The sequence below is a fragment of the Providencia stuartii genome, from assembly GCF_029277985.1.
Taxonomy (GTDB): Bacteria; Pseudomonadota; Gammaproteobacteria; order Enterobacterales; family Enterobacteriaceae; genus Providencia; species Providencia zhejiangensis.
In genome coordinates this window covers 104,794-129,787 of sequence record NZ_CP119546.1, presented here as the reverse complement: position 1 = coordinate 129,787, position 24,994 = coordinate 104,794, and the positions used below count along the sequence as shown (strand labels likewise).

Here is a 24,994-nt window from a genome sequence, read left to right as displayed (position 1 = left end):
CTCAATAAGATCATTTGTGTAATTCTTATGTATTTTTATTGATAATATATTGTTAATTTTACACGTAAGTATAAATACTCATATTTAGAGTATTTAAATGATGATAATTGGTTAAAGAAAAATAAGTAAAATAATTAACTAACCATATTTTAATATAATGTATCTACCGCTCTATTTGAGGAATAGTGAGCTCAACTTCTTTATAAAAACACCTCAGCCATAAAGCCAATCAGCTGAATAACTGTGGTGTTCCTGATATTTAATTCATTTTATAATATTGAGCTTTGGTTTCATGCTGACATCGCTCATTAAGCCGTCTCTTGATTAGACCAAATACCACTAAAGCGTTTTTCATTACTTGCGGTATAAATGACAGTATGGGCTATATTTCGGTGGCCTAAATAGTCTTGAATTAATCGAGTATCCCTACCGAGATCAGCTAATGCATATCCACATGCATGTCTTAGCATATGCGGGTGGAGCTTGACAGGAAGTCCTGCGATTTTGCCGTATTGCTCAAATAGACGATAGATTTGATAGCGAGAGATTTGGCTCCCTTTCTGAGAGATAAATAAGCAATCTGAGCCAGAAGTTTTCCAAGAGTCTCTCTCAATTAACCATCTTTCTATCGCGGTAAATTCTTCTGGGATTATCGGTTGAACAGTGGATAGCCCCCCTTTTAATCGCCTGATATAGATAACTTTCTGTATAAAATCAATATCCGACATAGTGATATGAGTAAGCTCGCTAACCCTTAGACCATGTAGGAAACTCATTAATAACAAGCAATAGTCGCGGTTGGGATAGCGACCTTGCTGTGTTGCTTTTAATAGGGAATTCACTTCTGTTCGTGTAATAAATTTACGTTTAGTCATTATGATCTCATTTATACCTCGTTACATTTCGCTATATACCAACAATAAATTAACTAAAAATAATTAATTTTCAGAAAATTAGATATAATATGCCAGAAAAATACGTGATGATACCTGAATACACGTATTTGAGCATGGCGACTTTTTATACTCTTAAATAGGATTAAAAAGCGAAAAAAAGCCAAAAGAATGACGTAATTGAAAGATAAAATATATCTTTTGATTTGGCTTCCAGAGGTAAGCTGATTTATGAGTCAATGTTATCGTGCTGCCCTATTCAAAAACATGTTTGAATAATCTAACCATTGAACATTTTCGGTAGATTGAACCATGACTGGGTATTTAAAAAGGCTTATTAAATAGGTGAAGAAGAGATAAAAAAACGCTTTGGGTCCGCTTTATTCGTATAACTCATGCAGTTTAAGCAGAGCAGACACGGGGGGTTTTTCCCCTATCGAAAGTATTTTTTCCTTTACCGACAAAACGATATTTCATCCTCTTATATTGCAGCCATATGATGTAGATGGCTTGAACCCCCTTTCCGGCCATTAGTGGAAGGTTCACAATTAAGGCTTTTTAGTTTGTACACTTTCACCGCTATCCGTCTGTGCTTACTGCTCTTTGACTGGCAAGCTTAGCTTCCTATGCACTTTGTTTGAAAAATCTACCACGCTGGCGAATCCGAAAATACTCATGAATCCACCAGCGTCTGTATAAGAGGCATCCGGCATATTACATAAATCGGTCAGCCCCGCCTGAGGCCTCAATGGTCTGACCGGTAACAAACTGATTCCGATCAGAAAGTAAGAATGCGGTTATTGCCGCAATATCTTCCGGCAATCCAAAACGGCCTACAGGTGTTTTTTCTTTACCCAGTAATGCCATGACCTCCTTATCCGTTTTGTCAGCCAGCTCAGGACGACGATTGCGGACATTCGGCAGCATATTCTGGGCCCAATTATCGGTTGTGACAGCGCCCACCCCCACTGCATTGACCAAAATTCCATTAGGTGCAACACTCAGTGCCAGACTACGGGTCAGGTTATTGATTGCCGCGCTCAGAGCATGCGAAACCGTCAGTTGCGGGTTTGGATAGATCCCGCCAATAGAGGAAATATTCACAATCCGTCCCCAGTTTCGGGCCTGCATTCTGGGGATGACGGCCTTACAAAAACGTCGCATTGCAGAAAATTTAGTTTCTGTCATCGACTGCCACTCTTCTTCTGATGTGGTCAGCAACGTGCCCGCATGGGCTCTTCCTGCATTATTTACGAGCAAATCAATGTGCTGAAAAACACTTTCGGCCTGTTTGACCACCAGCTCAGGCAGTTCAGGATCCGTGACATCCCCAGCAATAGGCAGAACCGTTACACCGTATTTATCTGCAATTTTTTGTGCTGCTAATATCAATTCCGCTTTTTGTCTAGCAACCATGACCAGATGCACGCCATTCGCCGCCAGCTCTGCGCAAATACTGAAACCAATACCGGTTCGGGCCCCGGTTACTAGAGCCACTTTTCCTGCCAGTTTTAAATCCATTTTCTGCTCCTTACATGATGACCCATGATTAATGTGAACAACATTAGTCGCAAATTTCTGTTTCAGACGCTTGGGGAGCAAAATTCAGACGTCTGAAAAAAGTGATCAAAGAATCGAAGATTGGCATTGCATAGAGTGGACAACATTGAGTTTAGAACGAGGTGTGAACATGTGTCGTGATAGCCACGAGCTTTCTTCAGTCAGGATCCTAATGCTGGCAATTATCTGCTGTATTGTTGTCGCTAATATTTATTTTAATCAATCCGTTTTGAATCTGATTGCCGGCTCTTTTCCTAATGAATGGAAAGCGGTTTCGTTGATCCCCATGGCCACCCAGTTAGGTTATGCAGCTGGCTTGTTCTTACTGATCCCTCTGGGCGATTATATAGAACGTCAACGACTTATCCTGCGTCAGGCACAAGTTCTGTTTCTGGCACTGATCGGCATGATACTGTCTCCAACAGCATCAGTACTGGTGTTTTTTTCCTTCCTGACGGGCGTTGCAGCAACCGTCGCCCAACAAATCGTACCGCTTGCGGCTTCGCTATCGAAAAGTTCATCACGCGGTAAAACGGTGGGCACGGTAATGAGCGGTGTTCTGGCTGGAATTCTCGCGGGACGGGCTATTGGCGGTTTTATCGGTCAGTATTTCGACTGGCGGGGGGTCTTTTTATCGGGCGCGATCATGACACTGCTGGCGATATTTTTCATCGCCCGTATTTTGCCTTCTCAGTCGTTGCCCACCCCGAAATTTAACTACCTCGCGGTACTGCGTTCCTTAAGGCTGCTGTGGAAAAGCGAGCCACTGCTGCGGAATGCCACACTGACACAGGCCCTATTATTTGCTTCCTTCAGTGTGCTATGGACGGCACTGCCTTTCTGGCTAGCTCATCGCTACCATTACGGTGCGGGTATAACGGGATCGCTGGCAGCACTGGGGTTAATCGGAATTCTGTGCGCGCCTCTGGCAGGAAGTGTCAGCGATCGTCAAGGCCCTTTCCGAATGGTTATCTTGGGCGTGGTACTCATGCTGCTGGCTTGGGCTGTTTTCTGGGGCTGGAACAGTATAGCCGGTATGGTGGTGGGGATTCTGTTACTGGATGCGGGAGAACAATGTGTCCTGATCGCCAATCAACACACCATTTATTCTTTGTCCCCCGATGCCCGAAACCGTCTTAATACACTCTTTATGTGCGTCATGTTTATAGGTGGTGCATGCGGCTCACTGACAGCCACCTGGCTATGGGAGAGCACGCATAACTGGACGTTGATCGTTGCTGCTGGGGCGGGGCTGGTGATATTGGGTATGTTAATCGCCATCAGACGCAACACTTCATCCCCCCAGACGAGTACATAGCGCGACCGCATTTCTGATATCTGTCGAGTGTTGAGAATCATCAATATGGCTTAGCACTTCCATGATTAACTGTTTTGCCCCCACGTTGTCACCCGTTTCAGCCTGTAGCGTTGCCAGCGAACAAACGATGCGCAAAGCCCACCCATATGCCTGTTGCTGGTGTGCTTTATTCAGTGCCAGTTCCAGTTGCTGGCGCTGGGCGTAGATAGGTAAGTGTGTGGCGGCAAGACGTATCAGTTCGGGCGTACACCAATTTTCATGCGGGGTTTGCTGTAACAGTCTGGTGTCCATTTCTGATAATAAAGGGGAGTACTGCCAGTCTAATCCCATAGCACGCAGCGAGTTAAACAATGTCGTTTGCTTGATAGCGGGATGGCTGAACTGCTCAGCCCAATGGAGAAACAACTCACCGTAGGTTTTCCAAAAATAGAGATCGTGCTTTTCTGCCAGTTCAATAAGCCAGATAGCGGCCTTTCTTACCCAACGTGGATTACGATCCAGCGCGGCTGTCATGCAGGCACCTTCGGCCAGTGCGCAGCACAGCGAACAAATATGTTGCAAACGTGCCGCTTTTTTCACTGCTCGCCATGCCACCTGCTTAGCGGCTCTATACTCCCCCTGTACCCAGAGTACACGGGATAAAAATGCCTCACCGGCGGTTTCCTGATCGAGTCCAAAACGGAAAGTGTGACCGGAACCGTCAATGGCAAATCTATCCAGAGATTGTTGCAGATAATCGCGACCGAGAGCATGCTGACCCAAAAAATGCCAAGATACCCCCAAGATTCGCAACCCTGTAGCCAGCGCGTTAGTATCATTAATCGTTCGCGCAAGCATGCACATTGACTGCGCATGGTGAAGCGATTGATCCAGTTTTCCGGTTCGCAAGTTATACAACCATAGTCCGTAGTAAGCCTGTAAGCGGATCTCGTTATCGTCGAGTTGTTCTGCAAGTGTCAGCGCCGTTTGCCAAGTGAGGCAAGTTTCAGGAGTAGGCCCTTTTGCCCAAGTAGACGCTTTGCCCGCTGCTGCGTTGAGATTCATTCTCTGCTGTAATGTTAAAGGCGCTTCACCGAGCAACGGATAAATATAACGCTGGCATTCATTATAAAGTGAATATTCAATCCAGAACGGCGTCATGGCCTGTAATATCTCAAGCCCTTTTGCTTGATCAGCCCCTTCAGTTAAGGTGTGCTGCAAAACACTGCGTAAATCATTAAGGACAGAGTCATAACGTGCTCGCCACTGTTTCGTTGGCAGCTTATACCAATCAAGCTGAGCTTGCTCCGCTTGGCGATGGCAATAATCAGCAAGTTGAGCGGCAAGCCTTGGGTATTCGCCTTGCTGCCTGAGTTTATCGCAAGCGAACTGCCGGAGTGTTTCCAGTAAACGAAAACGGGTAACGGGTACCTGAGTACTGACCTGAATCAGTGACAAGGAGAGTAATCGTTGGAGATCGTCGACAATCTGCCAACCATTTTCTTCAGGGGACTGCAAGAAGTCGATAACCGCATTTACCGTGAACATATCGGTAAAAATCCCCAAAGAGCAGAATAATTTCTGTTCACGTGGATTGAGTAATTGATAAGTCCACTCCAGCGTAGTCTTGATTTTTTGATGTCGGGATACCCGAACGCTTTGCCTGTTACTCAGAAGCTGAAAGCGATCCTCCAAACAATGATAAATCTCACTGACGCTCATAATGGGCAACCGAGAGGCAGCAAGTTCAATTGCTAGGGGGAGCCCGTCAAGATGACGGCATAATTCACCTATCACAGAGAGTTCCGCATTTGACGGATGGAAATCAAATCGCTGGGCCTGAGCCCGTTCAATAAACAGGCGGACGCTGGGAAACAGCAACAAACGTTGAAAATCGGTCTCTTCTTTTTCCGGAACCTGAAGTGGCGGTAAGAGGTACTGTTGCTCACCTGCCATCTCTGTTGCCACCTGACTGGTAAGCAACATAGTAATATTCGGTGCCGCATTCAGTAGCAGGGCAATCACCGGTTTTAATTCTTTAATCACATGTTCGCCATTATCAATCATCAGTAAGCATTCGCGTCGAGCAAGCTGGTGAGATAAATCATGGTCGTTATGAATAGCAGCCAATGGTAGATGCAAGGCCTGCGAGAAAACAGAGAGAAGACTGGAGGCGTCGGTGATGTGTGCCAGTTCAGCCACACACACACCATCGGGATACTCTGTGCGGACCCGATTAACGACTTCCCATGCAAGACGTGTCTTACCCACGCCGCCTAGACCCGTGATGGTGACCAGAGGATGCTGACGCATTAAGGCGCTGACCGCCTGTACAGCTTGGTCACGCCCTAAAATTGATGTCAGGAAGGGGAAAACAACGGGAGATTTTCTGGCTGGCTCTGGCAATATTACTGGAGGTCTGGATGAAAGATTAAAGCGGTATCCGGAACCAAATTCGGTCGTTAGAAGATGACGATCACGGCCAAGCACGCGGCGAATTGCGGAAATTTGCGCCTGAAGATTATTTTCCTCAACAATTTCATTACCCCATACCTGAGTAAGCAACCTGTCTTTACTGACGACTTCACCTTCTGCACTGACCAGAACAACCAGCACATCAAAGGCTCTAGCAGAAATTTTAACCGGTTTACCGCGATGCAGTAGGATCCTCAATTGAGGCCAAATTTGCCACTCAGCGAAGCGGATTTCATCGGTAGCTTTCATGGTGTCACTCTCTTCTGTCGGGATCCTCTGTTGCAGGTCTGCGGTAGTATAAAATCAGGGGCAACGTGTCACATAGCGCTGGAGTTAATTCAGCAATAATAACATGGGTGATTTTTCATCACACTCAGGTGAGTTATATAAAGCACAATAACATTGAATAGAACCATATAGAGAGACAATCTCCACATTTGGCACAACGTGGACTTTCATGATTAAGCTGATATTAAATCAAATAACAAAACAGCTACTTTTTCATTAGCCTCTTTTCAGTCAATCTTGCAGTGCCGTAATATTCACCCTGCCCCTTTCGCTTCTTCTAACTAACGTCAGCCAAGGTTCTGAGTAACACCGAATTTGTTGATCGTCTTGGTAGAGAGGCTCTATTTCAGTATGGTATTGTAGGGCAATAAGGGTATCGATAATTGTGAAGATTTCACGGCCTAATCGAAGTATGAGGATGGATATGCTCGTCTTACTTCACGTTGCTGTGTTTTGTTAAGCGATGGTAATACATTGATTTGTGACTCAGCTGCACCTCGAATTATTTAGCTTAAAATAACTAATTTTTAGGTAACAAGCTAAATTAAAGGCATAGTTTGCACTCTCATTGTGCTTTATACTGCAAGCTGTAATGACATCATTAAATAGGCGGTAATGGCGATGAATGGAAAAATCACAACGTGGTTTGAAGATAAAGGTTTTGGGTTTATCAAAGATGAAAACGGCGATAACCGCTATTTTCATGTGATTAAGGTCGCCAATCCTGATTTGATTAAGAAAAATGCAGCGGTCACCTTTGAGCCAACAACAAATAATAAAGGGTTATCGGCTTACGCTGTTAAAGTGATACCTGAAAGCAAGTATATTTATATTGCTGGTGAACGTATTAAGCTGACATCTATTAAGTCTTATAAGGTTTACAGTGAAGAAGTCCCTGCTGACACAGGAATTAATAAAGAAAATACCGTATTATCTGTAGGTGCTTTAATGAATAGTATTAGGCCAAAATCAGAGATTAAAGCGGGTGATATGCGCTCATTAAAAAAATTGGCGATCACCACGTTACATGGCACAACGCTGATCTTCTCAGAAGATGAAATAGATATTGATGAAACGGTAAAATTGATTAAGTAACCGGTTTTTGATGCTGTTTTTATACTGAATAGGGCGGTAAGGTATGTTGGAATTTTTAAAAAATTACGATAACTTAACAATTAGCGAAAAAAAAGTCTTAAAATATCTTACCGATAATATTACTGATATCCCTTATTTAAATATTAATGAATTAGTGGCTAAAACCTTTGTCTCAAAAACGGTGATCATTAACTTATCGCAAAAATTAGGGTTTAGTGGTTTTAAAGAGCTTAAATTTCAAATTAATAATTATATTCTCAGTAAGAATAAAACAGAAAAAATAACCCCGTCATCTTATAAAAAACAACTAGAAAGAAACATTAATAAAAGTTTTACATTGATCAATGAGGAGCAAATTGCTAATTGTGCCAAAACGTTGCGTCATTCTAGGAACATTTTTATTGTTGCTAGGGGAACAAGTAAAGCGGTAGGTTTTTATCTTGAACATATGCTGTTTGCACTGGGACTTCATTGCTTTTTTATTAATGATTACAACCTCTCTGATTCATTCACACGCTTAGTGACCAAGGACGATACAGTGATTTTTATCTCTCTGTCTGGGGGAACAAAAAAAATCATTGAAACCGCGAAGATTGTGCAGTTAAAAGAGGCAAATATCATTAGTATGACTGCATTTCATACCAATGAGCTTACTAGCTATGCAGATAATACTCTATTTTGTTTTTCAGATAGTTATGACACGAAGATCGATGATACTAAATCCAGAACCGGCTTTTTTATTTTAGTTGACTTATTGATCAATGAATTAGAGTATTTGCTTTAAAATAAGCTGCACTTGTCATATTTCAAAATATCCTGCTTTTCGTTAAAATATGGTGACTACGTTGATTTGTTACTTATCGACATCTCGAATTGCTAAAGTATCAATAAAGTTAAACGAAAATTTTTTCATCTACAGAAGTTGCCTATGTACTTTTTATTATATCCACTTAACTTAAATAATTTTAACCATTATTTAATCTGAGCAACAATATTATCCCTAGACTATTTAAAGTAAATTTTTTTCATATTGTAAAAAATAAAATGACCCAGGTCATAATTAATGACCTAAGATAATATTTAAAACCGCAACATCATTTATTTTACTCGATCTCCGATGCTAGTATCCCTTTTATACTCGTCATACTTCTAGTTGCAGCGTTTTCTAAGCACATAGCGATTTTTTTTGCTTGTCGCTTAACTGCATCTCGAATTATTTAGAATATATTTCATATTCGAAGTCATAAGGAAAAAAATATGGCCAAAAGAAAGTTTGGTGAATCAATTCAACGTTTTGGGAGAACCTTACTTCTTCCAATCGGTGTTTTGGCGCCCATTGGTATGATTTTGGGTATCAGCGGTGCTTTAGTTCAGACCTACATGATAGCTCGGTTTCCTTTTCTGGGGAATGAGACCGTTAATGCGTTATTAGTCAGTATTCGTTCAATTGCAGGTGTTATTTTTGACAACATCCCGCTCCTTTTCGCAATGGGGGTGGCTTATGGCATGAGCTTAAAAGATAAAGGCATTGCTGTTTTTGCCTCTGTCGTTGGCTACCTAACATTAATCATAACCATTAATGTCTGGCTAGTACTGACAGGTAAGCTTGCTGACCCTGCCATTATGACTCAGGTTGGACAAATTAAGGTGTTAGGCATACAAACCATGAATATTAGCGCCGCAGGCGGGATAATCACTGGATTAATTGCTGCTTGGGCGACCGATAAATTCTATAACCTTGAGTTACCGACTGCATTTGCCTTCTTCTCAGGTAAAAAATCTGTCTCGATTATTATGATTGGTTTAATGATCGCAGTGGGTGCTGTCTTACCTTTTATTTGGGAAATTTTGGTTCTTGGCTTGATGAAATTATCCGCCGTGATCCTCAGCCCTGTCGGACCATTCTTTACTGCGGGTGGTGAACGACTCTTTATTCCATTTGGCTTACACCATGTTTGGAACGTTTTATTTAGATTTACAGAAGCAGGTGGCTCTTACGTTATTGATGGACAGACGTTTGTCGGTGTTGTTCCTGCCATGACGGAAGTGTTATTCAAACAAGGACCAAACAGTGAATACTGGGCGATGATGCCAAGCCTGACTCGTTTTATGGCTCAACAGCAGATGTTAGTGACCTTGTTCTTATTCCCTGCTATTGCCTTAGCCATCTATAAGACATCCAAAAAAGAGAACCGTGCTGAAGTTAAATCAATGCTGGTGACCATGGTCTTAACAGCCATGTTAGGTAACGTGACCGAACCATTAGAATTTACCTTCGTCTTTATCGCACCTCTTTTATATTTAGTTTATGCAATCATTGTTGGTATTGGTGCAGTTTTACTCTCTTTAGCAGGTGTTGCAATCGGCTATATCCGAGGAACGGTGTTTGACTTTACTATCTTTGGCTTGCTGTATGAACACACGAACTGGATCTTCTTAGTTATTATTGGAAGCTGTTTAGCTGTTGTAACTTACTTTATCTTCTACTGGGCGATCATCAAATTTGATATCAAAACACCAGGCAGAGAAGAATCAAGTAATTTGAAAAATACCTTAATTAAAGAAAAACGCTATGGCGAGATTGCAGAAAAACTGATTAACGCTTTAGGCGGTAAACAAAATATTCGTAATGTTGATAACTGTATTACCCGTATGCGTATTGACGTCGCAGAAGTGAATCAAATTGATAAAGAGTTAATGTTGGAATCTGGTTGTACTGCATTCTTCTTCCCATCGGCAAACCATGTCCATGTTGTCTATGGTCCAAAAGTTGAGTTTGTTCGTAATGCTGTTGATGAAGCAATGAAGAAATAAAGAAGGGATACAAAATGAGAGCGTTATACGATTCTAAAAGTAAAACGATTGATGACCGTGGAATAAAAGACCTGTTATCGAATGAAGCCAAATATTCAACTTGGTTAATGTTTGAATCAATGCTAGCTCAGGCTCAGGCCGAACTTGGTTTTATTCCTCAATCAGCAGCGGATGAAATTAAAGAAAAAGCCGTCATCGAAAATATTGATTTCGAAGAAATGAACCGTATTTATCAAAAAATCGGTCATGGCTTTGTACCTTTTTTAAAAGTACTGGTAAATGCTTGTTCCGAAGAGAGCGGTAAATATATCCATTATGGAATTACCACGCAGAATATACAGCAGAGTTCACAGCTGTATATGATGAAGACGGTACATCATAAGTTTATGTTGCTGTTAGGCGAGATCATTGAAAACTTATCTAATTTAGCATTGAAAACCAAATCGATGGTAATGCCAGGAAGAACCCATGGCCGCCATGCGATCCCGATTACCTATGGATATAAGGTTTCTGTCTGGATCAGTGATTTCATTGATTGTTATCAACGCATGCAAGAATGTGAAAAGCGTGTATTTACTATCATGATGGGTGGTGCTGTTGGGGCATTTAACTCAATGCCGGGTGTCGGCTTAAAGGTACAAAAAAGAGTTGCCGAGTTAGTGGGCATGGAAGCGATGGAAGTACCATCAAGAAACCTTAGTACCCATAAATTAGAATATATGGCTAACTTAGCGTTGATGGCTAACATCTGTCATAAGATTGGTGAAGAAGTTTATAGCACAACATTGGAAGAAATCGCTGAGGTTTCTGAAGGGTTTACTAAAGGCACCGTGGGTAGCAGTACCATGCCACATAAAATTAACCCTAAATTAGCCAAAGGGATCATTGCTAACTCACAGAAATTATATTCCTTGCCAAGTGTGGGTATGTACTCTGCGGTAAGACCATATGAAGGGGATAGCAGTTCATACATGCTGTTTGATGGCCTAATTGAAGAAGCATTAGAGCTCACTACGGAGATCTTGTTGAGAACCGAAGAGCTGTCTAGAACTATTGTGCCTCATGAAGAAAGAATGCTACATAACGCCCTCAGAAATAAAGGATTAGATAATACTGAATACGTTATGATGAAAATGGCTGAAAAATTGGGTAAAGATAAAGCTCACTCACTACTCTATGACGAAGCGATTAAAACCGCTGCTGATGGTGAGGATTTTTATACGAACTTAACTAAGAATGAGATCATTTCAGCCACATTTAGCAATGATGAAATCAAAGAAATGTTAGACCCTCGAGCTTACATTGGTTTGTCTGTTGAAATTGCCGAGAAAGAAGCAAAACGTGGGTTTGCGACTGTACAAAAGATTCAACAACATTATAAATAAACCATAATGTTAAGAATAAATAATATATTAAATATTATTTGCAATCTCTAATAAATATGGTCGTCTTTATATCCATAAGTAAAGACGACCAATCATGACTTAAAACTCACACTGACCACATTATCAAACTCCCCTCCAACTCCCCCATGTAGTCGGCATACCACTACATCATTTCCCTGCACCTTTTCATATACTAAGCGTGATTATACGTACCACGGATCGCATTCTTATCGATATGTGCAAGCTAGGTTTCAATCCATGCTGAATGAAATCCTTTCTCATGCAAAATCGTGCTCATTGTGTCGGGAAGCCGTACCCTGTTAGCCTTTCTTTATATCCCAGCAACTCAATAACCTGATTCACGCTTTCTTTGCTGATCGGCTTTCTATGGTCGTTACGACCTATAAATACGAGTTCATAATGTTCTGATAACGGCTTAAGTGAATTAAATAGCTCGATCGGCTGTTTTGATAACGGTACAACATGCGCTCGCTTCATTTTCATGACTTCAGCAGGTATCTCCCAAATTCCTTTTTCTAAATCAATATCCTGCCAATGGGCAAAGCGGAGTTCTTGCGGTCGAACAGCCGTTAGCAAAATAATTTTAGTCGCAGTTTTGGTGATCATATTATCTGTGTAACCTGCTAAATTTTTTAGAAAATATGGCAACTCTTGAGCTATTAAGAACGCGGAATAAGAATTTCGGGGTGCAAAATAGACTATATCTAAATGCCTCCCTAACAAACAGCCTTAATTGGGTGATATGAGTAGAACCGAGTTGATGATAATAGACTTTATCTGTTGAATTTAATGGGGTTAATTGATTTTAGTGGAGGTGCATTGAACTTGAGTGGCGGAAGATCACAGGAGTCGAACCTGCCCGGGACTGCTGGCAGCCCCAACTGGATTTGAAATCCAGCCGCCTCACCGGAGACGACGATCTTCCTTTCTGTAGAAGCTCGATTATAGCCCGAATAGTCTGTTTTCCAAAGCTTAGTGAATAAAATAGTCACATTTATTGATAAATATTAAGCACAAAAAACGCTATCGTGTATTGAGGTTTTCATTTCCGCCCCCATATAATTTTACATATTCACAGTGGCGTGCTGCTTTCGTTAAGCTGAGGGTCAGCCGTTTAACTTATTGTCACTACAGTAAGCCTTGGCCTACGAGCGCAAGCCTGCTATCACAGGATGTTTATATGACAAACCCATTATTAACCGATTCTGTACTACCTCATTTTGCTAAAATTGAACCTGAGCATGTGTTTCCTGCGGTTCAACAAGTTCTGACTGAATATCGTCAAACTGTCGAAAATATCCTGTCAGCTAACAATCAATACACTTGGGATAACCTATGTCAGCCTCTTGAAGAAGCAAGCGATAAACTTTCCCGTGTGTGGTCACCCGTTGGGCACCTTCATTCTGTTAAAAATAGCCCAGAGCTACGTGAAGCTTATGAAAAATGTCTACCGCTGCTCTCTGAGTTTAGTACTTGGATGGGCCAACATGAGCCGCTATATCAGGCATATAAATCACTGAAAGACAGTGCTCATTTCGCTTCACTCAGCCAACCGCAGAAAAAATCAATTGAAAATACCCTACGCGATTTTGAGTTATCGGGTATTGGTCTGCCGCCTGAGAAACAACAACGCTATGGCGAAATCGTGGCACGTTTGTCAGAAATTGCCTCTAAATTCAGCAACAATGTCCTTGATGCGACAATGGGTTGGACAAAATTAATTAAAGATCAAAACGAACTGGCTGGTATGCCGGAAAGCGCTATTGCCGCAGCAAAAGCGATGGCGGAGTCCAAGGGCGAAGAAGGCTATTTACTCACCCTAGATATGCCAAGTTATTTGCCAGTGATGACTTATGCTGATAACGCGGAATTACGCCGTGAAATGAGTTATGCCTACAGCACTCGCGCATCAGATCAAGGCCCAAATGCGGGAAAATGGGATAACAGTGAACTTATCGATGAGTTGATGGCACTACGTCATGAACTTGCGCAATTACTTGGTTTTAAAAACTTTGCTGAAAAATCACTCGCAACGAAAATGGCTGAATCGCCAGAACAAGTATTGGATTTCTTAACGAATTTGGCTGATCGAGCACATCAACAAGGTAAAAATGAATTAGCAGAATTAACGGCATTCGCTAAAGAACATTATGGTGTTGAGAAGCTGGAATCTTGGGATCTCGCTTATTACAGTGAAAAACAGAAACAATACAAATTCTCTCTCAGTGATGAGCAACTGCGCCCCTATTTCCCTGAACAACGTGTGATTGAAGGCTTATTTGAAGTCGTTCATCGTATTTATGGGTTAACCGCCAAAGAGCGCAAAGACGTTGAAACATGGCATCCCGATGTGCGTTTCTTCGAACTGTATGATGATACCCATACCCTGCGCGGTAGCTTCTACCTAGACCTCTATGCACGTGAACACAAACGTGGCGGGGCATGGATGGATGATTGTGCAGGAAGAATGGTTCACAAAGATGGCTCATTGCAAAATCCTGTTGCTTATTTAACTTGTAACTTTAATAAACCACTTGGCGATAAACCTGCTCTGTTTACCCATGATGAAGTGATCACCCTATTCCATGAATTTGGTCATGGTTTGCATCATATGATGACAAAAATCGATGTGGCTGACGTTGCGGGTATTAACGGTGTGCCATGGGATGCAGTGGAACTGCCTAGTCAGTTTATGGAAAACTGGTGCTGGGAACCTGAAGCGCTAGAGTTTATTTCTGGGCATTATGAAACAGGTGAACCATTACCACGTGAAATGCTCGACAGTATGTTAGCTGCCAAAAACTATCAATCGGCAATGTTTGTACTACGCCAGTTAGAATTTGGCTTGTTTGATTTCCGTTTACACGCTGAATATGACCCTGCGAAAGGCGCGCAAGTCATGCCAACCCTTTACGCGGTCAAAGAAAAAGTTGCGGTTGTACCATCACCTGAGTGGAGCCGTTTCCCACATGCCTTTAGCCATATTTTTGCTGGAGGTTATGCGGCGGGTTATTACAGCTACCTATGGGCCGATGTATTAGCAGCCGATGCTTATTCACGCTTCGCAGAAGAAGGCATTTTTAACCGAGAAACAGGGCAATCATTCCTCGATAATATTCTGAGCCGTGGTGGCTCAGAGGAGCCAATGGTACTGTTTGAGCGTTTCCGCGGTCGTAAACCTGAATTAGATGCGATGTTGAAGAGCTATGGTATCGATGGCTGATCACATCAAGATCCAGTTGATCTGTGAAGAGGGTGCCGACCAAGGCACCCTTTCTCAACTTGCGGATAAATGGCAACTTGCTCATTGCGCTGATGCCGTTATGGCGCTCGTTCTCACGCCTGAAAACTTGCAACTACGCAAATTAGATGAACCCAAACTGGGTGGAATTTTTGTCGATTTTGTTTCTGGTGCCATGGCCCATCGACGTAAGTTTGGTGGAGGGCGTGGTGAAGCGGTAGCAAAAGCGGTTGGCATCAAAAAAGACTATTTGCCCAATGTCATTGATGCAACGGCTGGGCTTGGCCGAGATGCTTTTGTGCTCGCTGCACTAGGCTGCCATGTAAAAATGTTTGAGCGCCATCCTGTGGTTGCTGCACTTTTGGACGATGGACTGCAACGTGGCTACCAAGACAGTGAGATTGGAGAATGGCTACAACAACGCATGTCACTGATCCATGCCTCGAGTATTACTGCATTAGCAGATATCACAACATCCCCCGATGTGGTTTATCTCGATCCGATGTACCCTCATCGGCAAAAGAGTGCATTAGTCAAAAAGGAAATGCGGGTTTTTCAATCATTAGTCGGTGCTGATGAGGATGCTGACGCTTTACTTGCTCCCGCTTTAGCCTTAGCTAAACGTCGTGTCGTGGTGAAGCGACCTGATTACGCTGAGCCTCTTGCTGGTCAAAAAGCCCCTTCCGCGGTCATAACCAAAAATCATCGATTCGATATTTATCCCTGTATTAAAACATAACGACGAAGGGCGTATATTACTGTTATCTCCGCCCTTTCGCGTATGTTTAAACGAAATAATTACAAAATACCCTGTGCGAGCATTGCATCTGCGACTTTAACAAAGCCCGCAATGTTTGCACCTTGTACATAGTTAGTTTGTTTTGCCTCACCACCAAACTCGACACAGTGATTGTGGATATCCAGCATAATATGGTGTAAACGCGCGTCCACTTTTTCGGCTTTCCATCCCATGCGAGCCGCATTTTGCGCCATTTCTAAACCTGACGTTGCAACACCACCGGCATTCGCCGCTTTACCTGGCGCAAACAATACACCCGCTTCAAGGAAAAGCTCTGTAGCTGGGATGGTTGTTGGCATATTTGCCCCTTCAGCAACGGCTTTAACACCATTTTTGATTAGTAGCTCCGCCGCTTCAAGATCTAACTCATTTTGAGTCGCACACGGTAGAGCAATATCAACAGGTACACACCATGGTTGCTTACCAGCCAAATAAGTTAAACCAAACTCTTTTGCATAGGCCTCAACACGACCATAGCTATTTTTGATTTCTTCTAAACGAGCAAGCTTTTCTGGTGTAAAGCCAGCTTCATCGACCACCGTACCGTTTGAGTCAGAAGCAGTAACAACTTTTGCTCCCAGTTCCATGCACTTTTCAATGGTATATTGAGCGACGTTACCAGACCCCGATACCGCAACACGCATTCCTTCAAAACCTAACCCATGACGTTTTAGCATCGCATTTGTGAAATAGACAAGGCCGTAACCGGTTGCTTCTGGGCGAATTAAGCTTCCACCGAAAGAAAGTCCCTTGCCAGTAAAGACACATGAGGTGTCATTAGAAAGCTTTTTCATCATGCCTGCCATAAAGCCAACTTCACGGCCACCAACACCGATATCACCAGCAGGTACGTCAGTATCCGCCCCTAAATGGCGATATAATTCGGTCATTAATGATTGGCAGAAACGCATGACTTCACCATAACTTTTTCCTTTTGGATCAAAGTCAGAACCACCCTTACCTCCCCCCATTGGCAATGTCGTCAATGCATTTTTCAATGTTTGTTCAAAGCCAAGAAATTTTAGAATGGAGAGGTTAACTGAAGGGTGAAAACGCATACCGCCTTTGAATGGGCCGATTGCAGAGCTATATTGCACACGCCAAGCTCTATTTACCTGTACTTTGCCTTGATCATCCACCCAACAGACACGGAATTGGATCACTCTTTCCGGTTCTACAAAACGTTCAAGTAGTGCTTGCTCACGATATTTAGGGTTATTTTCTAAGAATGGCCAAAGCGAGGTAAACACTTCACGGACAGCTTGTAGGAATTCAGGTTGCTGAGGATCTCTTTTTTGTACAGACTCCAGAAATGATGATAATGAACTCATCGGCGCCTTCCTTTTTAAATTTTTTGTTGTGATATTCCTCACTCTTTCTTGTGATAATTTTTTAGGAAATGTGAGGTTGATGTGCATTTGCCTATTGAATATATCATTAGTTTGTATTCAAGTTTCAAGCTTTTTTTTTACTCTAACGCAAAAAAATTTCTTGACCCTACAATAGTTAACTTAATTTAAATTTTTTTTAGCAAAAAAAACGCCTGCATAAGCAAGCGTTTTTAGCGAATAATTTTTCATTTTTAACTGAATCGATTATTCTTCATCGTCATTCAGTGGCACAATCAACATATCAACATGAACTGTATTGATCAACTGGCGAGCCGAAGACATCAACTTACTCCAGAAATCTTGGTGATGACCACACACGACTAAGTCCATATCGTATTTTTTGATTGCATCAACCAAAACTTGGCCTAAATCACCGCTACCGCTCAATGTTTCTTGGATCTCATAACCTGCACCAGCAGAAAGATCTTTTAAAGCGTTACGAGTCTCGTCCGTAATACGTTGCTGCATGTCGCCCAAATTCACATCGATTAAACCGGTGTAAAGATCTGAGTAATTCACATCAACATGGATCATGGATACTTTAGCCCCGTAAGGTTTTGCCATTGATACGGCTTTATCCAGTAATACTTTACTTTCAGGTGATAAATCTACCGCTACGAGAATATGTTTGTACGCCATAAAGTCAACTCCTTCCGAATGCTGATTTTGTGATAAGTTAAGAGCCTATGCGAGTTTAGCCTCTTAACTCACCAATCGCTTATAAATACTATACCCGCATACTATGGCACATGAGTGTCGTTTTGATCACATCTGTGCAGATTAGACGCGTTAATCTTTCATAACATAATATTTTAGAAAACAATAACATCATCTATCCAATATTAATATATAAACAAGAATGATGTGTGATATTTTTCAATATAAACAAGTAATAACTAAATTCTTAGCCATTCATCCTAACATTACGCTTTTCCACCCAATTTCACTTTCTTTTTCACTCAAATAGCAATAAAGATCGCTCAAAAATACTTCTATTTGTACTTTTTTTAGGCCGCGCATTATCCTACAATGGATAATAAATTGGTTTACACTGTGTTTGCTTTATTTCCTTTGTAACAACAGCGCAAGCTGATATACCTAAGGAGGTGAGTATGTTCAGTATGGTTGCCTTGTTTTGGGCCTTATGCATCTTATGTATCATCAATATGATACGCTATTTTTCTTCTATTCGCGTTTTGCTTTATATCCTACGCGATACTGATCCCTTACTTTATCAGTCCGTTGATGGTAATGGGTTTTTCACCACTCATGGTCAATTAAACAAGCAATTAAAGCTCGTTCGTTATATCAACAATAAACACTATCTCGACCATTTTGACCCTGAAGTTATATTGCGATGCGATAGGATTCGTAAGCAATTTTTACAGATCAGTCAACTTAGCATCTTAGTCGCTGTCAGTTTAATTTATCTGCTTTTCTTTGCCGCTTAACAGCCAAGCAAAACTCACTAATTACCCAACATTTTTTAAAGCAAAAAAATAGTGATGAACTTATTAGCTCATCACTATTATCGTTATTCATTTTGTCAGCTATACAGTAGAAAACGCTTACTCTGTACTAAATGATCATCAATGCAATCCAGTATAATCCACCGGACAAGCCGATAGAAACAGGTAGTGTCAATAACCATGCCAAAGCAATGCTCTTAATTGTTTTGCTCTGTACACCACCGCCATCAACGACCATGGTTCCAGCCACTGCCGAAGATAGAACTTGGGTGGTAGAAACAGGCATTCCCGTATAACTTGCAACACCGATTGAAACCGCGGCGGTAACCTGTGCGGACACACCTTGTGCATAGGTCATGCCTTTCTTACCGATTTTTTCACCAATCGTCACAGCAACACGTTTCCAGCCAAACATTGTTCCGATAGACAGCGCTAACGCAACGGAAATGATGATCCACAATGGTGCATATTCAACGGTATACAATAGGTCATTGCTTAGCTTTTTCAGTAAACTAGCATCTTGTGAGCTGGTTTCTGGCAACTTAGCAACGGCATTCGCTGTATCTGAGATACACATGAGTAAACGGCGCATATGGTTGCGCTGCTCTGGTGTTAACTCATCGTAGCTTTGAATACCATTCAGCAATTGTTGTGCTTGATTTAGAACGATAGGTGTACGTGAGCTATCGCAATGGAACTCTTCACCAATCTCATCAGTACCCGTAACCGTCGGCGTATTTTCAATCGCATGGTTTAAGGCTGGTTTATGTGTCTCATAGTATTGTTGTAAATGTACAACGGCATCATGAGTTCTTGCGATCTCATAACCACTTGAGTTCATATTGACGACAAAGCCCGCGGGTGCAACACCAATCAATACCAGCATGATAAGACCGATGCCTTTTTGCCCATCGTTTGCACCATGAGAGAAACTCACGCCAACTGCTGATAGGATCAATGCAGTACGCGTCCAAAATGGTGGCTTGCGCTTACCATCTTTTTTCTCACGTTCTGCTGGTGTTAAGTGAATACGGCGACGCTTTTTGGTTCCACTCCAATAACGGCGCAAAACAAAAATCATCAATCCAGCGATCACAAAACCAATAGCAGGAGAAAGGATAAGGGACATGAAAATACTGATCATTTTAGGTATATTCAACGCATCAACGATGGATGAATCAGTCACGATTGCGTTGGTTAAACCAACACCAATGATCGCCCCAATCAATGTATGAGAACTTGATGCGGGGATACCAAAATACCAGGTTCCAAGGTTCCAGATAATTGCAGCCAGTAGCAATGAAAAGACCATTGCGAGGCCGTGAGCTGAGCTCACATTAAGCAAAAGGTCTGTCGGCAGCAAGTGAACAATCGCATACGCAACGCTCAAACCTCCGAGCAGAACACCAAAAAAGTTAAACACACCCGCCATAACAACCGCAAATTGCGCTCGCATTGCACGGGTATAGATAACCGTTGCTACCGCATTCGCGGTATCATGGAAGCCATTTATTGCCTCATAGAACAGCACAAATAACAGTGCCAGTACTAACAATAGGCCTGTGTAAAATTCCAAACCTGTAAAAAGATGTAGCATAGACGTTAAGCCATTTTATGTTGGTCATGAACGCGGCGCATTATCAGTGACAAACGCTAGCGGTGGAAGCAAAATCTAACCTTTTTTTGATTTCGCTACTGTGAAAAAAAGTACAACATGGTCATTACCCTATATTTATCAGTATATTACACAATTTGTTTTTATTCTGATTTTTTTAAACTTTTTCGTTAGAATTTCACCCAAATTAGAGTGAATTCATCTTTTTTGGCGAATATCTAACAACCTACTGATTTTTTAGATGCGCCATAAATCGATTTTTAGCGCAAGCTAAAGGCTTAGTCATAAGCAACAAAGTAAGCCCAAAAGTTCAGCAGAACCTAATTATAATATGTATTCAAGACTTTTCATTAGTTGTTGTATAACGAGCCACATGATAACCATTGAAATATAATTTGATACGATCACTTACTGCGTAAACGTGTTTAACATCAACTAGATAGAGAATTTTGTATTGTGAAAAATTATGACGTCATTATCCTTGGTGCAGGTGCTGCGGGACTGTTTTGTGCATCATTAGCAGGAAAACGAGGGCTAAATACACTTGTATTGGATAACGGAAAGAAACTCGGTAGAAAAATTCTCATGTCAGGTGGCGGGCGTTGTAACTTTACCAATATTTATGCCGATCACAGCAATTACCTATCCGCAAATCCTCACTTTTGTAAGTCAGCACTTGCTCGCTATACACAGTGGGATTTTATTGCGTTAGTTAATAAATACAATATTCCCTATCACGAAAAAACACTCGGTCAGTTATTTTGTGACAATAGCGCACAAGATATTGTCGACATGTTAGAAGCTGAGTGCCGTTCACCCAATATCACCGTAAAATTACGCAGCGAAGTAACCCATGTTGAGAAAACCGATGATGGTTTTATTGTTACTGCAAACGGAAATGAAGTAAGTACACACTCACTTGTTGTGGCTACAGGGGGGCTGTCGATGCCAGGCCTTGGAGCAACACCATTTGGCTATCGACTCGCAGAGCAATTCGGTCACCCTATTTTACCGACTCGTGCTGCCCTCGTTCCTTTTACGCTACATAAGCCGCTATTAGAAGCCTTACAAGTTCTCTCTGGGGTGTCAGTCGCCGCCACCGTGACCGCCGCTAACGGTACTCTGTTTAAAGAAAATATTCTATTCACCCATCGTGGACTATCTGGTCCTGCTATTTTACAGATTTCAAGCTATTGGAACCCAGGTGAATATGTAAGTATTAACTTACTTCCTGAGCACGATCTCATCGACTATTTGAGTGAAGAGAAACAGAATCACCCAAACCAATCACTCAAAACAACGCTCAGTAAGCTATTACCTAAGCGATTAATTGAAGTCTTACAGGCTCAGGGGCAAATCCCTGATTGCGCACTGAAACAACTTAATCATCCACAAATCGAAGCATTGCATCATAATTTGCATCAATGGCAAGTCCAACCCAATGGTACCGAAGGTTACCGAACCGCAGAGGTGACTTTAGGTGGGGTGGATACACGGGAACTCTCATCGAAAACCATGGAATCCCTCAAAATAAAAGGATTGTATTTTATTGGCGAAGTGGTCGATGTTACAGGTTGGCTCGGTGGCTACAATTTCCAATGGGCATGGAGCTCCGCTTCTGCCTGCGCTGAAAGCCTCCCCTTTAACGCAAAATAAACGAAATAGTAGACGCCCTACGATAAATTGTAGGGCGTTTCCCCATAATTCGACAAAGGCAATTTACGCTTTGCAGACGCATAATACCCTTACTCTTAGTGTGTCTCGTTCAAAAATCTCGTTTTAACAAAAAAAATTTAATCCATTGAAAAATAATGGATATTTTTAATTTTTATAGAAATCATATAATTGCAGATTTTATTATAATTTATCTGATTTTGATTAAAAAAAACGCTTTACAAACGATAGTGATAACTATTATCATCAAATCACTTCCTCGACATAGCTTATACAGCAACTGTCTTGGCAGTACGACATTGCTCACATTGCTTCCAGTGTTTAGTTTAGCCAGCTTAGTGCTGGCTATTTTTTTATCTATTCATCTCATTCAAATTTTTTGGATCCTAAGGTCAAACCTGTCTACTTCTCTCTTTTGCCAAGTTAGCTAAACTGTCAGCAATACATTTAGCGCACCTCAGCACAAATAGGGGCGCTTTTAAGGAGATGACACAATGATCTATGTACGTAAAGCGAATGAACGCGGCCATGCTAATCATGGTTGGCTAGACAGCTGGCATACCTTTTCGTTTGCTAACTATTATGATGAACAGTTTATGGGTTTCTCCGCGCTCCGTGTCATCAACGAAGATTTTATCGATGCTGGTCAAGGTTTTGGCACTCATCCCCATAAAGACATGGAGATCTTAACTTATGTTCTTGAAGGTACGGTGGAACATAAAGACAGCATGGGTAACATGGAGCAGATCCCAGCGGGTGAATTTCAAATCATGAGCGCCGGTACAGGCATACGTCATTCAGAGTACAATCCAGATGATAAAAATCGTCTTCACTTGTACCAAATTTGGATTTTACCTGAAAAGGCGGGTATCGAGCCTCGTTATGAGCAAAAACGCTTTGATTCTGCGGATGGCAAGCAATTAGTCCTCTCGCCAGATGCAAGAGAAGGTTCGTTAAAAGTCTATCAAGACATGACATTATGGCGTTGGGCATTACCCCAAGACGAGACACACACCTATACGCTTGCAGATAAGCGAGTTGTTTGGATCCAAGTGGTCAAAGGCACTGTTGAGGTGAATGGCCAAACCGCAACAACCAGCGATGGTTTAGCCATTTGGCAAGAAAACCAACTGACGATTAAGGCAAGTGAAGATAGCGAAATCTTACTGTTCGATTTACCTGCCGCTGAATAATGTTTCAATGTCAAAAAGGCCCTCAATTGAGGGCCTTATCTTTTAAAACTCAACACGTTATTACAGTTTAGGACCTGCTTTAACCAGAGCCTCACCCGCTGGGGTATCTGTATACTTATCGAAGTTTTTCACGAAACGGTCAGCTAAATCTTTCGCTTTCTCATCCCATTGTGCTTTGTCAGCGTAAGTATTACGTGGGTCAAGAATGTTGGTATCTACGCCCGGTAATGCTGTTGGCACTTCCAGATCAAAGATAGGCAGTTTAATGGTATCTGCTTTCTCGATATCACCGCTTAAGATAGCGTCAATGATGGCACGAGTATCTTTAATAGAGATACGCTTGCCCGTACCATTCCAGCCTGTATTCACTAAGTAGGCTTTCGCACCCGCAGCTTCCATACGTTTAACTAATACTTCTGCATATTGTGTTGGGTGCAAGGACAGGAATGCTGCACCAAAACAGGCAGAGAACGTTGGTGTAGGCTCTGTTACGCCACGTTCAGTACCGGCTAATTTCGCAGTGAAGCCAGATAGGAAGTGGTACTGAGTTTGTTCTGGCGTCAAACGTGAAACAGGAGGTAATACCCCAAATGCATCCGCCGTTAAGAAGATAACTTTAGTGGCGTGACCCGCTTTAGAGATAGGTTTAACAATATTTTCGATGTGGTAAATAGGGTAAGAAACACGGGTGTTTTCTGTTTTTGAACCATCATCAAAGTCAACACTGCCATCGGCCAGCACTGTGACGTTTTCTAATAATGCATCACGCTTGATAGCACCGTAGATGTCCGGCTCAGCTTCTTTAGATAGGTGGATAGTTTTCGCATAGCAACCCCCTTCAAAGTTGAACACGCCATCATCATCCCAACCATGCTCATCATCACCAATCAACTTACGTTTTGGATCTGTAGACAGCGTCGTTTTACCTGTACCAGACAGACCGAAGAAGATCGCCACATCGCCCTCTTCACCAACGTTAGCAGAGCAGTGCATGGACGCAATGCCTTTCAGTGGAAGCAGGTAGTTCATCATTGAGAACATACCTTTCTTCATTTCACCGCCGTACCAAGAGCCACCAATTAGCTGCATACGTTCAGTTAAGTTGAAAGCAACAAAGTTTTCTGAATTCAGACCTTGTTCTTTCCAATTTGGGTTAGTGCATTTTGCACCATTCATCACAATAAAGTCTGGTTCAAAACCAACCAGTTCAGCGTCAGTTGGACGAATGAACATATTTTTTACGAAATGCGCTTGCCAAGCCACTTCCGTGATAAAACGTACTTTTAAGCGAGTGTCTGCGTTCGCACCACAGAATGCATCAACAACAAACAGGCGCTTACCTGACAGTTGTTCAGTGACCAAATGCTTTAAATGACTCCAAACTTCTTGGGTCATTGGTTTGTTATCGTTTTTACCTTTACCTTGGTCTGCCCACCAAACGGTATCACGGGTCACATCATCACGTACAATATACTTATCCTTTGGAGAACGACCTGTAAAAATACCGGTATCAACAGCGACAGCACCTAGTGTGGTCACCGTTCCACGCTCATAGCCTTCTAATCCAGGTTTAGTTTCTTCCTTGAACAACAGCTCATAACTCGGGTTGTAAACAACGTCAGCTACATCGTGAATGCCGTACTGTTCGAGTTCCTTAGGGGTAATACTTTTAGCGCTCATTATTATTGCTCCTGGTAATCATAACTAATCTACAGATGATCATAATTCTTTACGACTAATTAACAGCGATAGCTATCAAAGAATTGAAAATGTATAATTTTTTT

17 protein-coding genes, 1 tRNA gene and 1 pseudogene are annotated in these 24,994 nt (G+C 42.0%); 10 read left to right on the top strand and 9 right to left on the bottom strand.

Features of this window, described 5'->3' with window-relative positions:
• Positions 1-308: 308 nt before the first annotated feature.
• Positions 309-875 (bottom strand): tyrosine-type DNA invertase, encoded by a 567-nt coding sequence (locus P2E05_RS00535; protein ID WP_154622043.1) that lies wholly within the window; start codon positions 873-875, stop codon positions 309-311.
• A 732-nt stretch (positions 876-1,607) separates the two neighbouring features.
• A complete protein-coding gene (locus tag P2E05_RS00530; protein ID WP_272657797.1) occupies positions 1,608-2,390 on the bottom strand; it encodes an SDR family NAD(P)-dependent oxidoreductase in 783 nt (260 codons plus the stop codon).
• A 235-nt stretch (positions 2,391-2,625) separates the two neighbouring features.
• Here P2E05_RS00530 and P2E05_RS00525 point away from each other — a divergent pair, with 235 nt between their 5' ends.
• Positions 2,626-3,771 carry an MFS transporter gene (locus P2E05_RS00525; protein ID WP_272657795.1) on the top strand — a complete coding sequence of 382 codons (1,146 nt, stop codon included), beginning with the start codon at positions 2,626-2,628 and terminating at the stop codon, positions 3,769-3,771.
• On the opposite strand, the gene P2E05_RS00520 is transcribed toward P2E05_RS00525, so the two are convergent.
• Positions 3,748-6,474, bottom strand: coding sequence for an ATP-binding protein (locus tag P2E05_RS00520; RefSeq protein ID WP_272657794.1), 2,727 nt, complete (start codon positions 6,472-6,474; stop codon positions 3,748-3,750). The two genes, P2E05_RS00525 and P2E05_RS00520, sit on opposite strands and share 24 nt — an antisense overlap.
• Before the next feature lie 654 nt (positions 6,475-7,128).
• Between P2E05_RS00520 and P2E05_RS00515 the strand changes: the two genes are divergently transcribed.
• From P2E05_RS00515 to P2E05_RS00500, 4 genes are all read left to right on the top strand, one after another.
• Positions 7,129-7,608, top strand: coding sequence for a cold-shock protein (locus P2E05_RS00515; protein ID WP_154622039.1), 480 nt, complete (start codon positions 7,129-7,131; stop codon positions 7,606-7,608).
• 43 nt (positions 7,609-7,651) lie between these two features.
• A complete protein-coding gene (locus P2E05_RS00510) occupies positions 7,652-8,392 on the top strand; it encodes a MurR/RpiR family transcriptional regulator (protein WP_154598569.1) in 741 nt (246 codons plus the stop codon).
• Positions 8,393-8,865: 473 nt separating this feature from the next.
• Positions 8,866-10,422 (top strand): PTS transporter subunit EIIC, encoded by a 1,557-nt coding sequence (locus tag P2E05_RS00505; protein WP_154623532.1) that lies wholly within the window; start codon positions 8,866-8,868, stop codon positions 10,420-10,422.
• A gap of 14 nt (positions 10,423-10,436) precedes the next feature.
• Entirely contained in the window at positions 10,437-11,807 is a 1,371-nt protein-coding gene (locus P2E05_RS00500) for a class-II fumarase/aspartase family protein (protein WP_154623533.1), read from the top strand.
• 163 nt (positions 11,808-11,970) lie between these two features.
• On the opposite strand, the pseudogene P2E05_RS00495 reads toward P2E05_RS00500, so the two are convergent.
• A pseudogene (locus P2E05_RS00495) lies at positions 11,971-12,494 on the bottom strand (tyrosine-type recombinase/integrase); the annotation flags it as partial.
• Between the two features lie 164 nt (positions 12,495-12,658).
• Positions 12,659-12,753: transfer RNA gene (locus P2E05_RS00490), tRNA-Sec, on the bottom strand.
• A gap of 255 nt (positions 12,754-13,008) precedes the next feature.
• Here P2E05_RS00490 and prlC point away from each other — a divergent pair.
• A complete protein-coding gene (prlC, locus tag P2E05_RS00485) occupies positions 13,009-15,051 on the top strand; it encodes an oligopeptidase A (protein WP_154624688.1) in 2,043 nt (680 codons plus the stop codon).
• On the top strand, positions 15,044-15,808 hold the full coding sequence (rsmJ, locus tag P2E05_RS00480) for a 16S rRNA (guanine(1516)-N(2))-methyltransferase RsmJ (RefSeq protein WP_196713933.1): 765 nt from the start codon (positions 15,044-15,046) through the stop codon (positions 15,806-15,808). Before prlC ends, rsmJ begins: the two co-directional genes overlap by 8 nt.
• Before the next feature lie 59 nt (positions 15,809-15,867).
• Here rsmJ and gdhA read toward each other — a convergent pair whose 3' ends face one another.
• Positions 15,868-17,199, bottom strand: a complete 1,332-nt coding sequence (gene gdhA / locus P2E05_RS00475; protein WP_154624239.1) for an NADP-specific glutamate dehydrogenase — start codon at positions 17,197-17,199, stop codon at positions 15,868-15,870.
• A gap of 264 nt (positions 17,200-17,463) precedes the next feature.
• Positions 17,464-17,898: a universal stress protein UspA gene (gene uspA, locus P2E05_RS00470; RefSeq protein WP_047756456.1), complete on the bottom strand. Its 435-nt coding sequence runs from the start codon at positions 17,896-17,898 to the stop codon at positions 17,464-17,466.
• 473 nt (positions 17,899-18,371) lie between these two features.
• Between uspA and uspB the strand changes: the two genes are divergently transcribed.
• The gene (gene uspB / locus P2E05_RS00465; RefSeq protein WP_154623236.1) at positions 18,372-18,710 is read left to right on the top strand and encodes a universal stress protein UspB; all 339 of its coding nucleotides are present in this window, start codon (positions 18,372-18,374) and stop codon (positions 18,708-18,710) included.
• A 127-nt stretch (positions 18,711-18,837) separates the two neighbouring features.
• Here the strand turns inward: uspB and pitA are convergent, their stop codons facing one another.
• On the bottom strand, positions 18,838-20,325 hold the full coding sequence (pitA, locus tag P2E05_RS00460; RefSeq protein ID WP_154623235.1) for an inorganic phosphate transporter PitA: 1,488 nt from the start codon (positions 20,323-20,325) through the stop codon (positions 18,838-18,840).
• 474 nt (positions 20,326-20,799) lie between these two features.
• On the opposite strand from pitA, the gene P2E05_RS00455 reads away from it, so the two are divergent.
• Both P2E05_RS00455 and P2E05_RS00450 read left to right on the top strand, forming a co-directional pair.
• Complete coding sequence (locus tag P2E05_RS00455; RefSeq protein ID WP_163860477.1) at positions 20,800-21,999, top strand: NAD(P)/FAD-dependent oxidoreductase; 1,200 nt, start codon at positions 20,800-20,802, stop codon at positions 21,997-21,999.
• Between the two features lie 512 nt (positions 22,000-22,511).
• Positions 22,512-23,210: a pirin family protein gene (locus P2E05_RS00450; protein ID WP_154622044.1), complete on the top strand. Its 699-nt coding sequence runs from the start codon at positions 22,512-22,514 to the stop codon at positions 23,208-23,210.
• A gap of 60 nt (positions 23,211-23,270) precedes the next feature.
• Here the strand turns inward: P2E05_RS00450 and pckA are convergent, their stop codons facing one another.
• Entirely contained in the window at positions 23,271-24,890 is a 1,620-nt protein-coding gene (gene pckA / locus P2E05_RS00445; protein ID WP_154622045.1) for a phosphoenolpyruvate carboxykinase (ATP), read from the bottom strand.
• Positions 24,891-24,994: the final 104 nt, after the last annotated feature.